This window comes from Gilliamella sp. B14384G12, from assembly GCF_016101825.1.
Classification (GTDB): domain Bacteria; phylum Pseudomonadota; class Gammaproteobacteria; order Enterobacterales; family Orbaceae; genus Gilliamella; species Gilliamella apicola_N.
Map to the genome: position 1 here is coordinate 29879 of NZ_JACFPU010000015.1, position 16430 is coordinate 46308.

At 36.7% G+C, this 16430-nt stretch carries 13 protein-coding genes; all 13 read left to right on the plus strand.

The window, feature by feature from the left end; genetic code table 11:
* The first annotated feature begins 121 nt into the window (after window positions 1-121).
* The 13 genes from rplK to H3S73_RS12490 all read left to right on the plus strand — a co-directional run bounded on the left by rplK (window position 122) and on the right by H3S73_RS12490 (window position 16417).
* Window positions 122-550, plus strand: a complete 429-nt coding sequence (gene rplK, locus H3S73_RS12430; protein WP_025316518.1) for a 50S ribosomal protein L11 — start codon at window positions 122-124, stop codon at window positions 548-550.
* 3 nt (window positions 551-553) lie between these two features.
* Window positions 554-1255, plus strand: a complete 702-nt coding sequence (rplA, locus tag H3S73_RS12435; protein WP_198228847.1) for a 50S ribosomal protein L1 — start codon at window positions 554-556, stop codon at window positions 1253-1255.
* Window positions 1256-1485: 230 nt separating this feature from the next.
* A complete protein-coding gene (gene rplJ / locus H3S73_RS12440; protein WP_025316516.1) occupies window positions 1486-1983 on the plus strand; it encodes a 50S ribosomal protein L10 in 498 nt (165 codons plus the stop codon).
* A 61-nt stretch (window positions 1984-2044) separates the two neighbouring features.
* Window positions 2045-2413, plus strand: coding sequence for a 50S ribosomal protein L7/L12 (gene rplL, locus H3S73_RS12445; RefSeq protein WP_025316515.1), 369 nt, complete (start codon window positions 2045-2047; stop codon window positions 2411-2413).
* A gap of 248 nt (window positions 2414-2661) precedes the next feature.
* The gene (rpoB, locus tag H3S73_RS12450; protein ID WP_198228848.1) at window positions 2662-6690 is read left to right on the plus strand and encodes a DNA-directed RNA polymerase subunit beta; all 4029 of its coding nucleotides are present in this window, start codon (window positions 2662-2664) and stop codon (window positions 6688-6690) included.
* Between the two features lie 90 nt (window positions 6691-6780).
* Window positions 6781-11001 carry a DNA-directed RNA polymerase subunit beta' gene (gene rpoC, locus H3S73_RS12455; protein WP_086326415.1) on the plus strand — a complete coding sequence of 1407 codons (4221 nt, stop codon included), beginning with the start codon at window positions 6781-6783 and terminating at the stop codon, window positions 10999-11001.
* Window positions 11002-11084: 83 nt separating this feature from the next.
* The gene (locus H3S73_RS12460; RefSeq protein WP_086308311.1) at window positions 11085-11396 is read left to right on the plus strand and encodes an antibiotic biosynthesis monooxygenase; all 312 of its coding nucleotides are present in this window, start codon (window positions 11085-11087) and stop codon (window positions 11394-11396) included.
* Window positions 11397-11825: 429 nt separating this feature from the next.
* A complete protein-coding gene (locus H3S73_RS12465) occupies window positions 11826-12425 on the plus strand; it encodes a LemA family protein (protein ID WP_198236798.1) in 600 nt (199 codons plus the stop codon).
* 5 nt (window positions 12426-12430) lie between these two features.
* Window positions 12431-13357, plus strand: coding sequence for a YgcG family protein (locus tag H3S73_RS12470; RefSeq protein ID WP_198236799.1), 927 nt, complete (start codon window positions 12431-12433; stop codon window positions 13355-13357).
* A gap of 340 nt (window positions 13358-13697) precedes the next feature.
* Complete coding sequence (yceD, locus tag H3S73_RS12475; RefSeq protein WP_198228851.1) at window positions 13698-14207, plus strand: 23S rRNA accumulation protein YceD; 510 nt, start codon at window positions 13698-13700, stop codon at window positions 14205-14207.
* Between the two features lie 4 nt (window positions 14208-14211).
* Window positions 14212-14379 (plus strand): 50S ribosomal protein L32, encoded by a 168-nt coding sequence (rpmF, locus tag H3S73_RS12480; protein ID WP_198228852.1) that lies wholly within the window; start codon window positions 14212-14214, stop codon window positions 14377-14379.
* Between the two features lie 33 nt (window positions 14380-14412).
* Window positions 14413-15459, plus strand: coding sequence for a phosphate acyltransferase PlsX (gene plsX, locus H3S73_RS12485; protein ID WP_198228853.1), 1047 nt, complete (start codon window positions 14413-14415; stop codon window positions 15457-15459).
* Between the two features lie 4 nt (window positions 15460-15463).
* Entirely contained in the window at window positions 15464-16417 is a 954-nt protein-coding gene (locus H3S73_RS12490) for a beta-ketoacyl-ACP synthase III (RefSeq protein ID WP_198228854.1), read from the plus strand.
* Window positions 16418-16430 lie beyond the last annotated feature (13 nt).

Here is a 16430-nt window from a genome sequence, read left to right on the forward strand (position 1 = left end):
ATCTTGCTTTTTGTATAAAGTTGTAGGATAATTCTGCCCTCATTTAACTTAGGGGAGCTGTCTATTTATTAATAGCTGTTATTAATAGAGGCGTTTGCACCCGAGAAAAGGAAAATCAAAAATGGCAAAAAAAGTACAAGCTTACATCAAGTTGCAAGTTGCGGCTGGTGCAGCGAATCCTAGTCCGCCAGTTGGTCCTGCACTAGGTCAACATGGTGTTAACATTATGGAATTCTGTAAAGCATTTAATGCAAAAACAGAAAGCATGGAAAAAGGTTTACCTATTCCTGTTGTTATTACAGTATATTCTGACCGTTCATTTACATTTGTAACTAAAACTCCTCCTGCTGCGGTTTTATTAAAGAAAGCTGCTAAAATCAAGTCTGGTTCTGGCGAACCTAACAAGAAAAAAGTAGGTAAAATTACAAGTGCTCAGATTCGCGAAATTGCTGAATTAAAAGCTGCAGATATGAATGGCGCTACCATTGAAACAATGATGCGTTCTATTGAAGGAACGGCTCGTTCAATGGGCTTGGAAGTGGAGGGTTAATCAATGGCTAAATTATCTAAGAAAGCTAAACTTATCCGCGAAAAAGTGAATGCGACTAAACAATATGAAATTAATGAAGCTATTGCTTTATTAAAAGAATTCGCAACTGCTAAATTTACAGAAAGTGTTGATGTTGCTGTTAATTTAGGTATTGATTCACGTAAATCAGATCAAAATGTGCGTGGAGCAATTGTACTTCCACATGGTACTGGTCGTAGTGTTCGCGTTGCTGTATTTACTCAAGGTGCAAATGCAGAAGCAGCTAAAGAAGCTGGCGCGGAACTAGTCGGTATGGATGATCTAGCTGATCAAATCAAAAAAGGCGAAATGGATTTTGATGTTGTTATTGCATCACCAGACGCTATGCGTGTTGTTGGTCAATTAGGTCAAATTTTAGGACCACGTGGTTTAATGCCAAATCCTAAAGTTGGTACTGTAACGCCTAATGTTGCAGAAGCAGTTAAAAATGCTAAAGCTGGTCAGATCCGTTATCGTAATGATAAAAATGGTATTATCCATACCACTATCGGTAAAGCTGATTTTGATGCAGCGAAACTTAAAGAGAATTTAGAAGCATTACTTGTTGCGTTAAAACGTGCAAAACCAGCCTCTTCTAAAGGTGTATTTGTGAAGAAAGTTAGCCTTTCTACCACAATGGGTGCTGGTGTTGCTATTGATCAAGCAACATTAAATGCAAGTGTTTAATTACTTTTGTTGATTAAACAATAAGAATCGGTTGGTGTCTGGCCTTAACCAGACCCCGTCCAAGACCGTAGGTGTAGTTGAAGTTTAACTACTTAATTTTCCTACGTAGACGGTGACAGAACCTGATAGATATAATAGAGGGATTCTGCTCATCGTGGTTATGCTAGCTACATGTGTAGCTAGTTAAAATCAGTCTAGGCTTTGCCTAGTTTAATCCAGGAGCAATACCAATGGCACTAAATCTTCAAAATAAACAAGAAATTGTTGCTGAAGTTAACGAAATCGCCAAAGGTGCGCTTTCTGCAGTTGTTGCTGATTCTCGTGGCGTAACTGTAGAAAAAATGACTGCATTACGTAAGTCTGCTCGTGAAGCTGGTGTTTATATGCGTGTTGTTCGTAATACGCTATTACGCCGTGTTGTTGAGGGAACTCAATACGAGTGTTTAAAAGATACGTTTGTTGGTCCAACTCTAATTGCATTTTCAAATGAGCACCCAGGTGCTGCAGCGCGTATTTTTAAAGCGTTTGCTAAAGAAAATGATAAATTTGAGATTAAAGCCGCAGCCTTTGAAGGTGAGTTGATTACTGCAGCGAATATTGATCGCTTAGCAACATTACCTACTTATGAAGAAGCATTAGCACGCTTGATGTCAACCATGAAAGAAGCCGCAGCTGGCAAATTGGTTCGTACTCTTGCAGCTGTTCGCGATCAAAAAGAAGCTGCTTAATTGTCAGTATGATTGTGAACGTTATTAATTAATAAAAATTGTAAATTTGGGAAACTATATTATGTCTATCACTAAAGAACAAATTTTAGATGCAGTTGCCGAAATGTCTGTAATGGACGTTGTTGAACTTGTATCAATGATGGAAGAAAAATTTGGCGTTTCTGCAGCAGCAGCTGTAGCAGTTGCAGCAGCTGGTCCAGCTGAAGCAGCAGAAGAAAAAACTGAATTTGATGTAATCTTAAAAGAAGTTGGTGCGAACAAAGTAGCTGTTATCAAAGCAGTTCGTGGTGCAACAGGTTTAGGCTTGAAAGAAGCTAAAGATCTTGTTGAATCAGCTCCAGCAACAGTTAAAGAAGGCGTTAGCAAAGCTGATGCAGATGAACTTAAAAAGGCACTTGAAGAATCTGGTGCAGTTGTCGAACTTAAATAAGTTTATCGATAGCAACCTAAATGGCTGGGGGTTTTTTACCTCCAGCCTTTTTGCGCTGTAAAAAGTCAAAGAATTTTATTTGAAGATTATCAATAAAAAGTAATAAAGAAATAGTATATTTACTAAGCCTAATCAATTGATATTTAAAGATATTTTCGATGAGGTGTCAGGCGTTATTATTTGAAGGTAGTACCCCCTGATGAATATTTAATCATGCTAAAATAGCAGATAAGCAAGTTGAGGAACTAATGGTTTACTCTTATACCGAGAAAAAACGAATTCGTAAGAATTTTGGTAAGCGTCCACAAGTCTTGGATATACCGTATCTTCTTTCTATTCAACTTGATTCGTTCCAGAAATTTATTGAACAAGATCCAGAAGGTCAATATGGCTTAGAAGCCGCATTTCGTTCAATATTTCCGATAAAAAGTTATAGTGGTAACGCTGAGTTACAATACGTGAGCTTTAAAATGGGCGAACCTGTGTTTGATGTTAAAGAATGTCAAATTAGGGGGATCACTTACTCAGCACCGTTGCGCGTAAAATTACGTTTAGTTATTTATGATAAAGATGCGCCAGAAGGAACAGTAAAAGATATTAAAGAGCAAGACGTCTACATGGGCGAAATCCCTTTAATGACGGACAATGGTACGTTTGTGATCAACGGTACTGAACGTGTAATCGTATCACAATTACATCGTAGTCCTGGTGTGTTCTTTGATAGTGATAAAGGTAAAACACACTCTTCTGGTAAAGTTTTATATAATGCTCGGATTATTCCTTATCGTGGCTCTTGGCTTGATTTTGAATTTGATCCAAAAGATAATCTTTTTGCCCGTATTGACCGTCGTCGTAAACTTCCAGCAACAATAATTTTACGTGCTTTAGGTTATGAAACAGAAGAAATTTTAGATATTTTCTTCGAGAAAACTATTTTTGAAGTGGGCAAATCCAAACTGAAAATGGATCTTGTTCCAGAACGTTTACGTGGCGAAACAGCTCTTTTTGATATCGAATCAAAAGGCAAAGTTTATGCTGAAAAAGGTCGTCGTATTACGGCTCGCCACATCCGTGAATTAGATAAAGATAACGTTACTAAAATTGATGTACCTGTTGAATATATAGTTAATAAAGTGTTAGCTAAAAATTATGTCAATGAAGCGACAGGCGAAGTTATTGCTTTTGCAAATACACCAATTTCATTAGAGCTATTGCTTGAATTAACTAATGCGGGCCATAGAAAAATAGAAACATTATTTACTAATGATCTTGATCATGGTCCATTTATTTCTGAAACTCTAAATGTTGATTCAACCCGTGATCGATTAGGTGCATTAGTTGAAATTTATCGTATGATGCGCCCTGGTGAACCACCAACAAAAGAGGCTGCTGAAGCGTTATTTGATAATTTATTCTTCTCTGACGAGCGTTATGATTTGTCCGCTGTTGGTCGAATGAAATTTAATCGTTCTTTAGGTCGTGAAGATATCGAAGGCGAAAGCGTCTTAACAAAAGATGATATCGTTGACGTAATGAAGAAATTAATCAGCATTCGTAATGGTCATGGTGAAGTTGATGATATTGACCATTTAGGTAATCGTCGTATTCGTAGCGTTGGTGAAATGGCAGAAAACCAATTCCGTATTGGTTTAGTTCGTGTAGAGCGAGCTGTTAAAGAACGTTTATCTTTAGGTGATTTAGATTCACTGATGCCACAAGATATGATCAATGCTAAACCGATTTCAGCTGCAATCCGTGAGTTCTTTGGTTCTAGCCAATTATCTCAGTTTATGGATCAAAACAATCCATTATCTGAAATTACTCACAAACGTCGTATTTCAGCATTAGGTCCTGGTGGTTTAACTCGTGAACGAGCAGGATTTGAAGTGCGTGACGTACATCCTACTCATTATGGTCGTGTATGTCCGATTGAGACACCTGAAGGTCCGAACATTGGTTTGATTAACTCATTAGCAGTTTATTCTCGTACTAATGAGTATGGTTTCTTAGAAACGCCATATCGTCGAGTTATCGATGGTATTGTAACTGATGAAATTAATTATTTATCAGCGATTGATGAAAGCGAATTTGTTATTGCTCAGGCTAACTCAAACCTTGATGAAGACGGACGCTTTAAAGAAGACTTAGTTACTTGTCGTTTAAATGGTGAGTCAGGTTTATATAGTCCTGAACAAGTTCACTATATGGACGTATCAACTCAGCAAATCGTATCGGTTGGTGCTTCATTAATTCCATTCTTAGAGCATGATGATGCGAACCGTGCCCTAATGGGTGCGAACATGCAACGTCAAGCAGTACCGACATTAAAAGCGGAAAAACCATTTGTTGGAACTGGTATGGAAAGGGCTGTAGCAGTTGACTCAGGTGTAACTGCAGTAGCTCGTCGTGGTGGTACTGTTCAATATGTTGATGCATCACGCATTGTAATTAACGTTAATGATGATGAAATGTACGCAGGTGAAACAGGTATTGATATTTATAACTTAACTAAATATACCCGTTCTAACCAAAATACTTGTATCAATCAAATTCCATGTGTGAAATTAGGTGAAAAAGTTGAACGAGGCGATGTTCTTGCTGACGGTCCATCAACTGATTTAGGTGAATTAGCATTAGGTCAAAACATGCGCGTGGCTTTCATGCCATGGAATGGTTATAACTTTGAGGATTCAATTTTAGTCTCTGAAAAAGTTGTACAAGATGACCGCTTTACTTCGATTCATATTCAAGAACTATCTTGTATCTCACGAGATACTAAATTAGGTGCTGAAGAAATCACAGCCGACATTCCAAATGTAGGTGAAGCTGCACTTTCTAAACTTGATGAATCAGGTATTGTTTATATCGGAGCTGAAGTTAAAGGCGGTGATATTCTGGTTGGTAAAGTGACACCAAAAGGTGAAACTCAATTAACCCCAGAAGAAAAACTACTGCGTGCGATTTTTGGTGAGAAAGCGTCTGATGTTAAAGATACTTCTTTACGTGTGCCAAATGGTGTTTCTGGTACAGTAATTGATGTTCAAGTCTTTACGCGTGATGGTGTACAAAAAGATAAACGTGCACTTGAAATTGAAGACATGCAATTAAAACAAGCACGTAAAGATTTAACTGAAGAACTTAACATTTTAGAAGCTGCTTTGTTTGCTCGTATTCGTGATGTGTTAATTGCTGGTGGAATTAAAGCTGACAAATTAGATGCTTTACCACGTGAAAAATGGTTAACAATCGGTATTGCGAACGAAGATAAACAAGCTCAATTAGAGCAACTTGCAGAACAGCACGAAGAAATCAAAGCTGAATTTAACAAAAAACTTGAAGCTAAACGCATGAAGATCACCCAAGGTGATGATTTACAACCTGGTGTGTTAAAAATTGTTAAAGTTTATTTAGCTGTTAAACGTCAAATCCAGCCTGGGGATAAAATGGCTGGTCGTCATGGTAACAAAGGGGTTATCTCTAAAATTAACCCAATTGAAGATATGCCATATGATGACAAAGGCCGTCCGGTTGATATCGTATTAAACCCACTGGGGGTTCCATCACGTATGAATATCGGGCAGATTCTAGAAACTCACTTAGGTATGGCGGCTAAAGGTATAGGTCAGAAGATTGATACTATGCTGAAAGAACAGCAAGAATTAGCTAAATTACGCGAATTTATCCAAAAAGCGTATGACCTTGGTTTAGGTGCAGCACAAAAAGTTAATGTTGCTGAATTTACTGATCAAGAAGTCATGACACTGGCACAGAATTTACGTAATGGTATGCCACTTGCTACACCTGTCTTTGATGGTGCTAAAGAGCAAGAAATTAAGGCATTACTTGAACTTGGTGATCTACCAACTTCTGGACAAATTACGTTGTATGATGGTCGTACAGGTGAACAATTTGAACGTCCTGTAACTGTTGGTTACATGTATATGCTCAAATTGAACCACTTGGTTGATGACAAAATGCATGCTCGTTCTACAGGTTCATACAGTCTGGTTACTCAGCAACCATTGGGTGGTAAAGCTCAATTCGGTGGTCAGCGTTTCGGTGAGATGGAAGTATGGGCACTAGAGGCATATGGTGCAGCTTATACCTTACAAGAAATGTTAACTGTTAAGTCAGATGACGTGAACGGTCGTACTAAGATGTACAAAAATATTGTAGATGGTGATCATCGTATGGAACCTGCGATACCAGAATCATTTAATGTATTGTTAAAAGAGATTCGTTCGTTAGGTATTAATATAGAGTTAGACGAAGAGTAATCTTCTCTAGTTCAAATGATTTCTATTTATAGGGATAACTTATTAGTCATAATAAGTTATCTAATTGATTTAACTCCATAGGAGTCAATTGTGAAAGACTTACTAAAGTTTCTAAAAGCACAAACTAAAACTGAAGATTTTGACGCTATCAAGATAGGTCTTGCCTCTCCTGATATGATCCGTTCATGGTCTTTTGGTGAAGTCAAAAAACCTGAAACAATTAATTATCGTACGTTCAAGCCTGAACGTGATGGATTGTTTTGTGCGCGTATTTTTGGACCTGTGAAAGATTATGAATGTTTATGTGGAAAATATAAACGTTTAAAACACCGTGGTGTGATCTGTGAAAAATGTGGTGTAGAAGTCACTCAAGCTAAAGTGCGTCGTGAACGTATGGGGCACATTGAGCTTGCTTCTCCAACTGCTCATATCTGGTTTTTAAAATCATTACCATCTCGTATTGGTTTATTGCTTGATATGCCACTGCGCGATATTGAACGTGTGCTTTATTTTGAATCATTCATGGTTCTTGATGGAGGCATGACGAACTTAGAACGAGGTCAGATTTTAACTGAAGAACAATATTTAGATGCGTTAGAAGAATTTGGTGATGAATTCGATGCACGTATGGGTGCAGAAGCTATCCAAGAATTGTTACGTAATATTGATGTGCAAGCTGAATGCGAAGCACTACGTGACGAACTAGCAACAACAAATTCTGAAACTAAACGTAAAAAATTAACTAAACGTATTAAGATTATTGAAGCATTTATCCAATCAGAAAATAAACCTGAATGGATGATTTTAAATGTATTACCAGTATTGCCACCTGATTTACGCCCACTAGTACCACTTGATGGCGGACGTTTTGCAACATCAGATTTAAATGATCTTTATCGTCGTGTAATTAACCGTAATAACCGTTTAAAACGTTTATTAGATTTAGCTGCGCCAGATATTATCGTACGAAACGAAAAACGTATGCTACAAGAATCGGTTGATGCATTATTAGATAATGGTCGTCGTGGTCGTGCAATTACAGGTTCAAACAAACGTCCTTTAAAATCACTTGCTGATATGATTAAAGGTAAGCAAGGTCGTTTCCGTCAAAACCTATTAGGTAAACGTGTTGACTATTCAGGCCGTTCAGTAATTACTGTAGGTCCATACTTACGTTTACATCAATGTGGTTTACCGAAAAAAATGGCACTTGAATTATTTAAACCATTTATTTACGGAAAACTAGAACGCCGTGGTTATGCCACTACCATTAAAGCAGCCAAGAAAATGGTTGAGCGTGAAGATGCAATTGTTTGGGATATCTTAGATGAAGTTATTCGTGAACACCCAGTATTACTAAACCGTGCACCTACATTGCATAGATTAGGTATTCAAGCATTTGAACCTATCTTAATTGAAGGTAAAGCGATTCAGTTACATCCATTAGTTTGTGCGGCATTCAATGCTGACTTCGATGGTGACCAAATGGCTGTTCATGTTCCTTTAACACTAGAAGCACAGTTAGAAGCTCGTGCGTTGATGATGTCAACCAACAACATCCTTTCACCGGCAAGTGGTGAACCTATCATCGTTCCTTCTCAGGACGTGGTATTAGGTCTTTATTACATGACTCGTGATAAAGTGAATGCTAAGGGCGAAGGCATGATATTAACTGGTCCTAAAGAGGCAGAAAAACTGTATCGCTTAGGGCTGGTAGAATTACATGCAAAAGTGAAAGTACGTATCACTGAAAGTCAGCGTAATAGTGTTGGAGAGTGGGAAGATAGTACATCAGTTGTAGATACAACTGTTGGTCGTGCTATTTTGTGGTTAATTATGCCTAAAGGTATGAGCTTCTCAGTAATTAATCAACCACTCGGTAAAAAAGCGATTTCACGAATTTTAAATATTTGTTATCGCCAATTAGGTATGAAAGAAACTGTTATTTTAGCTGACCAAGTGATGTATACCGGTTTTGCTTATGCAGCTCGTTCTGGTGTTTCAGTTGGTATTGATGATATGGAAATTCCTGCGAAGAAATTACAAATCATCAACGAAGCTGAAATTGAAGTTGCTGAAATTCAAGAACAGTTCCAATCAGGTTTAGTTACTGCTGGTGAACGTTATAACAAAGTTATCGATATCTGGGCCGCAGCTAATGAGCGTGTTGCTAAAGCAATGATGGATAACTTATCAACTGAAAAAGTCATCAACCGTGATGGTGAAGAAGAGGTTCAATCTTCTTTCAATAGTATCTATATGATGGCTGACTCTGGTGCTCGTGGTTCCGCAGCACAGATTCGTCAGTTAGCGGGTATGCGTGGTTTGATGGCAAAACCAGATGGTTCAATTATTGAAACACCAATTACTGCAAACTTCCGTGAAGGATTAAACGTACTTCAGTACTTTATTTCTACCCATGGTGCGCGTAAAGGTCTTGCTGATACTGCCTTGAAAACTGCGAACTCAGGTTACTTAACTCGTCGTTTAGTTGACGTAGCTCAAGACCTAGTTGTTATTGAAGATGATTGTGGCACGTTAGAAGGTGTAGTAATGACACCAGTAATTGAGGGTGGTGATGTTAAAGAGCCACTACGTGAACGTGTACTAGGTCGTGTAACAGCTGAAGATGTATTAAAACCAGGTAGCGCGGATATTTTAATTCCTCGTAATACACTACTTGATGAAAGCTACTGTGATTTGTTAGAAGCTGAATCTGTTGATAGCGTGAAAGTACGTTCTGTGGTTTCATGTGATACTGATTTCGGTGTGTGTGCAAAATGTTATGGTCGTGACCTAGCTCGTGGTCACTTAGTTAACAAGGGTGAAGCAATTGGTGTTATCGCGGCTCAGTCAATCGGTGAACCGGGTACACAGTTAACCATGCGTACATTCCACATCGGTGGTGCTGCATCGCGAGCAGCAGCAGAATCAAGCGTTCAAGTTAAAAATAAGGGTAGCATTAAATTAACAAATGCGAAGTTTGTAACTAACCCAGATAAGAAATTAGTAATTACTTCACGTAATGCTGAATTAACAATTATCGATGAATTAGGTCGAATGAAAGAAACCTACAAAGTTCCTTACGGTTCGATTCTAGCTAAAGGTAATGGTTCAGCGGTTGAAGCTGGTGAAACGATTGCTAACTGGGATCCGCATACTATGCCAGTTATCTCTGAAGCAAAAGGTTTTGTACGTTTTGTTGATATGGTTGATGGTCAAACCATTACTCGTCAAACTGATGAGTTAACCGGTTTATCATCTATCGCGATATTAGATGTAGCTGAGCGTACTGGTGTAGGTAAAGATTTGCGTCCAGCAATCAAAATTGTGGATGCTAAAGGCGATGATATTTATGTCGCTGGTACAGAAATGCTTGCGCAATACTTCTTACCAGGTAAAGCTTTAGTTCAATTAGAAGATGGTGCTGAAATCAATATTGGTGACACACTTGCTCGTATTCCACAGGCATCTGTTGGTACCAAAGATATTACAGGTGGTTTACCACGAGTTGCTGACTTGTTTGAAGCTCGTAAACCGAAAGAACCAGCTATACTTGCTGAAATTGATGGTATTATCTCATTCGGTAAAGAAACTAAAGGTAAACGTCGCTTAATTATCACACCATTAGATGGTAGTGAACCATACGAAGAGATGATCCCTAAATGGCGTCAGCTTAACGTATTTGAAGGGGAACAAGTTGGTCGCGGTGATGTGATTTCGGATGGTCCTGAATCGGCGCACGATATTTTACGTCTACGTGGTGTAAATGCGGTAACACGTTACATTGTTAACGAAGTTCAAGAAGTTTATCGTTTACAAGGTGTAAAAATCAACGATAAACACATTGAAGTCATCGTTCGTCAAATGTTACGTAAAGCAACGGTTATTCATCCAGGTAGTTCTCGTCTACTTGATGGAGAACAACTTGAGGTTTCACGCTTGAAGATTATTAACCGTGAACTTGAAGCGCAAGGTAAAGAACCTATTGTTTACTTACATGATCTGCTTGGTATTACTAAAGCATCACTAACTACTGAATCGTTTATATCTGCAGCGTCGTTCCAAGAAACAACACGCGTATTAACCGAAGCAGCAGTTGCTGGTAAAAATGACGAATTACGTGGTTTAAAAGAAAACGTAATTGTTGGTCGATTAATTCCAGCAGGTACAGGTTATGCTTACCATAAAGAGCGTATGCGTAAACGAGCAATGCCATCGACGGATGATATTCAAACAACAATTTCTGCAGAAGAAGCAACAGCTAACTTAGCTGAATTACTTAACTCAGCAGAAGAACAACAACAATAGCCTGTAAAAAGGCTAGAATATAAATAGCACGCATATGCGTGCTATTTTTTTGTCAACTACTTGAAATACAAAAGGAGATTTGGATGTATATAGTAATGAATCGTTTTAAGATTAAATGTGGGAGTGAAGATACATTTATTGAAATATGGCGTAACCGAGATAGTCATTTAAAAGACATGAACGGATTTAATCGTTTTTATTTATTACGTGGAAAAAGTGAGGAAGAATACACGCTATTCTCATCGTATACTGAGTGGGAATCTAAAGCAGATTTTGACGCTTGGGTTAATTCCGAATATTTTCAACATACCCATCGTAACACTAACAATCGATCAAATAATAAAGATATTTATTTTGAACCAGCACAATTAGAGTGTTTTGAAACAATTCTATAATCAAAATAATTATAAAAGATAAAATAAGTTAACCAATTTATCTGAATTTTTGTTAATAAATTTTGTAAGTAATAATAAATGATATTGCGATGTATATTTTATAAGTAATTAGGATTATACTTCGCAAATTTGATAAAAAAAGATATAATATTTATAAACTATGTTAAGTAATGTAGATTTAGTTAGTAAATAACATTATCCGATTTACTTAAATAGTTAACGCAAAATTACTTTTTCTTGAAGTCTTTTCTTTACAATTTTTCGCTATCCTTATTATTTTTCCATACTAGGCTGTATTTGTTTGTTGTTTTAAAAGCAAGTTTTAATACTAAGTAAAACGGCGGGATATATAGTTTTCAAATAGGTTATTTTATTTACTGTTCATAATTTGTTGAGTTATCGATTAATTCAATTATATAGGGACTTACAATGAAATCAAAATCTTTATTAATTATTATTGTATTACTTATTATTGGGGCTTTTATCTTTTTTAAAGACTATAACAATATTCAAAACCAAGATGAAGCTGTAGCCGCTTCATGGTCTGAAGTTGTTAATCAATATAAACGTCGAGCTGATTTGGTTCCTAATTTAGTCAATACCGTAAAAGGTTATGCTTCTCATGAAAAAGACGTATTAACTCAAGTCACCGATGCTAGAGCTAAAGTCGGTTCAATTCAAATTAATGCAGATCAACTTAGTGATCCTGCTTTATTTTCTAAATTCCAACAAGCACAATCTGAATTAAGTTCTGCATTAAGCCGATTAATAGCAGTGAGTGAAAACTATCCTGATCTTAAAGCTAATACCCTTTATCAAGATTTAATGAGCCAACTTGAAGGTACGGAAAATCGTATTACTGTGGCGAGGGGAAGATACATTCAAACCGTCCAGAGTTTTAATAGTTATATTCGCAAATTACCGACTAAATGGGTTGCTGACATAATAGGGCAACAACCAAAACAACAATTTACTGTTGAAAATGAACAACAGATATCTAATGCTCCATCTGTCAATTTTGGGCAATAAGCATAATGAAAAAATATTATCTGATCTTTTGTTTACTGTTTTTTAGTATTGTAAGCTATGCATTAACTGAAATTCCAACATTTGATCATCGTGTTATTGATACATCACATACTTTAGAATCTTCGCAAATAGATGATTTAGAATCAAACTTGATTGATTTTGAAAAGACGAGAACTGATGGTGCACAGATCGCTGTATTGATGATTAATAAACTCGATAATGAAACGATTGAGCAGTATGCCGATCGGGTGTTTATTCAGTGGAAAATAGGTAAAAAAGAGCAAGATAATGGCATTTTATTATTAATTGTTAAAGATGATAAATTGATGCGAATTGAAGTTGGTTATGGGTTTGAAGGAACTATTACTGACTTAATTGCCAGCCATATTATTCGTGAACAATTAGCTCCACAATTTAAGAAAAATAACTATTATCAAGGTATACATGATGCGCTTTCAGTTTTAATTAGTAAATTGAATGATCCTCAACAAGTACCAGAAACTAATAATGATACTGATCTCAAAACGGTACTTGCTAGTGAATTTGGTGCTAATTTATTTAACTATGGGTTAGCATCCTTTTTTATATGTTTTGCTGCTGCAAGCTTATTTTCGATTAGTTCCACTAAACGTAGAGCCACCAGAAGTTTAGGCACTGGTTTGTTAAATGGGATATCCGTTGGCAGTTTTACTTTGTTCAATGGTTATTCATTACATATTGTCTTGCCATTAATATTTTTAGCATTTGTGGCTAGTACAATTTTAAGTGGAATTTTAACTATGAGTAGTAGCAGTGGTCGAGGTCGAGGAGGTGGTTTCGGTGGTGGTAAAGGTGGTGGTAAAGGTGGTGGTTTTGGTGGAGGTTCATTCGGCGGTTTTGGTGGCGGAGGTGGCGGACGCAGTGGCGGTGGTGGAGCATCCGGAGGTTGGTAATAATAAATGGGATGTTTTATTTGCCTTATTTTTTAATTAATTCTTATTATTCGTTTTTAACAGTAATCAAGTTTTTCCTTCCTATATTCTATTTTTTGGATAAATAATAGTTAACGTAAATTTGATATTTAATATAAAATCAAATTTAGCGATTATATTTTTGTTATGAACTAAATTATATAATCAGAATAAATATTAAGGTAATAATCAATAACTAAAACAAATTATCTTGTTTACGCCCATTGACGAAATCATGATTTAAAGGTAATATGCGCGCCTTACGGCATTGTGTAGTTTTTAACTATACTGAATAAAATTTTAAGGTAGATAAACATATCTTATGCTAAATAAATTGCCATTAACAATTGACCCGATTAAAGCAGCGCAAAAACGGCTTGATTATGTTGGATATTATCCTATTCAAGCTATAACTAGGGTTGATTGTCCAAAAAGTGATATTACATGTAGCTTATCTTTTGATTATGATGAGCAAAAACTTTGTGTTATCACAATTGATGCAAAAATGACGTTAGAGTTGATTTGTCAACGTTGTTTTAAACCTTTTATCACTGAAGTTCATGTGATGAATAAATTCAGTCCTGTTAAGAGCGATGCTCAAGCAGAGACTCTACCGGAACATTATGAGCCTGTTCTGATGAACGAGTTCGGCGAAGTAGAGATATTAGCGTTACTTGAGGACGAAATTATTCTTTCGTTGCCAATTGCGCCGGTACATGATAGTAAACACTGCGAAGTGTCTGAGGCAGATATGGTATTTGGTGAAATTCCTGCTGAGAATGAAAAACCAAATCCATTTGCAATTTTAGTTAGTTTAAAGAATAAGGGGTAAATCCATGGCTGTTCAACAGAATCGTAAAACTCGTGCAAAACGTGGTATGCGTCGTTCTCATGATGCATTAACTGTTTCTAATATCTCAGTTGATGAATCAGGTAAAACTCATTTGCGTCATCACGTAACCGCTGATGGTTATTATCGTGGTCGTAAAGTGATTTCTAAATAATAACTATTTAATTAGAAATCTTCAGGTGACATTTTGGATAATCTAACCATTGCGTTAGATGCTATGAGCGGGGACTTCGGTCCTCGTATTGTTGTACCTGCAGCAATACAAGCACTAAATTGTTATCCTAACCTTTCTTTATTTCTGGTCGGCGATCCAACAGAAATCAATTTCTTTTTGTCTAAAGAAAATTCCCAACTTGTCACTCAATATCAATCAAAGAGTAGATTAAATTTGATTGAATCAAGTTCAGTAATTGCTAATGACATAAAACCTTCTTATGCAATTCGTCATAGCCAAGGCTCATCAATGCGAATAGCGCTTGAATTGGTGAAAGATAACAAGGCTCAAGCATGTGTGAGTGCAGGTAATACAGGGGCATTAATGGGACTATCAAAGCTGTTATTACACTCATTAACAGGAATTGATCGTCCTGCTTTAGTGGCTACAATTCCCGCTTTAAATAATCAAAATACCGTAGTATTAGATCTCGGTGCTAATGCTCAGTGTGATAGTGATATGTTGGTACAATTTGCAATAATGGGCGAAATCCTAGCAAAAACTGTGCTTAAGATAGAACATCCTCGAGTTGCATTACTTAATATTGGTGAAGAAGATATTAAAGGTTTGGATAAAATCCGAGCAGCAGCAGAGGTCTTAAAATCTAATGATCAAATTAATTATATTGGTTATTTGGAAGGTAATGAACTTTTAACTGGTAAAACAGATGTATTAGTATGTGATGGTTTTGTCGGTAATGTGACACTGAAAACTGTTGAAGGATTAATTAAAATTTTTATGTCTTCATTTAAATTATCTTTAGGTCGCCATTCATTTTTCATAAAATTATTAAGCAAATGGCTACAAAGGATGATTACAAAAAATTTTGGTTATTTAGATCCTGGGCGTTATAATGGAGCTTGTTTGCTTGGACTCCGAAGTATTGTGATTAAAAGTCACGGTAGTGCCAATCAAAAATCATTTTTTGCAGCAATTGAACAAGCTATTTTGGCAATACAAACAAATATACCAGAGAAGATTGCAATGAGCCTTTCTTCCGCATTACCCAAGAGCGAATAATTAGATGTATACAAAGATTTTAGGAACAGGGAGTTATCTTCCAAAACAGATAAGAACTAATACTGATCTTGAAAAAATGGTCGATACTAGCGATGAATGGATTACAACGCGAACAGGTATCAAGGAAAGACGCATTGCTGAACCAAACGAAACTGTTACAAGTATGGCTTATGAGGCAGCTATAAATGCAATAGATATGGCAAATATCAACAAAAATGATATTGGCATGATTATTGTTGCAACAGCAACTTCAGCCAATGCTTTTCCTAGTTCTGCAACAGAATTACAAGCTAAACTAGATATTGATGATGTCGTTGCGTTTGATGTGTCGGCTGCCTGCTCAGGATTTGTTTATGCGCTTGATATCGCAGATAAATACATTAAAAGTGGTGCTGTTAAATATGCATTAGTCGTTGGTTCAGATATGTTAACACGAGGTGTTGATCCAAATGACCGTGGTACTATTATAATTTTTGGTGATGGTGCAGGTGCGGTTGTTGTTGGGGCATCAGATGAACCTGGTATTATTGCTTCACATCTTCATGCTGATGGGCGTTATGGTGACTTGTTGAAGTATCCATATGTTGATCGTCGTAATATGAATGATCCTGTTTATATGACTATGCATGGTAACGAAGTGTTTAAAGTTGCTGTTAAAGAACTTTCAAATTTAGTTGATGAGCTTTTAATGGAAAACTCATTTAATAAAGCAGATCTAGATTGGCTGGTGCCACATCAAGCTAATTTAAGAATTATTTCAGCAACAGCTAAACGTTTAGATATGGATATGAGTAAAGTTATTGTCACATTAGATAAACAGGGTAATACTTCCGCTGCTTCTGTTCCTTGTGCTTTAGATACAGGTGTGCGAGATGGGCGAATTCAACGAGGTCAACTAATTCTGTTAGAAGCTTTTGGTGGTGGCTTTGTTTGGGGTTCTGCACTAATTAGATTTTAATTTATGCTCTATT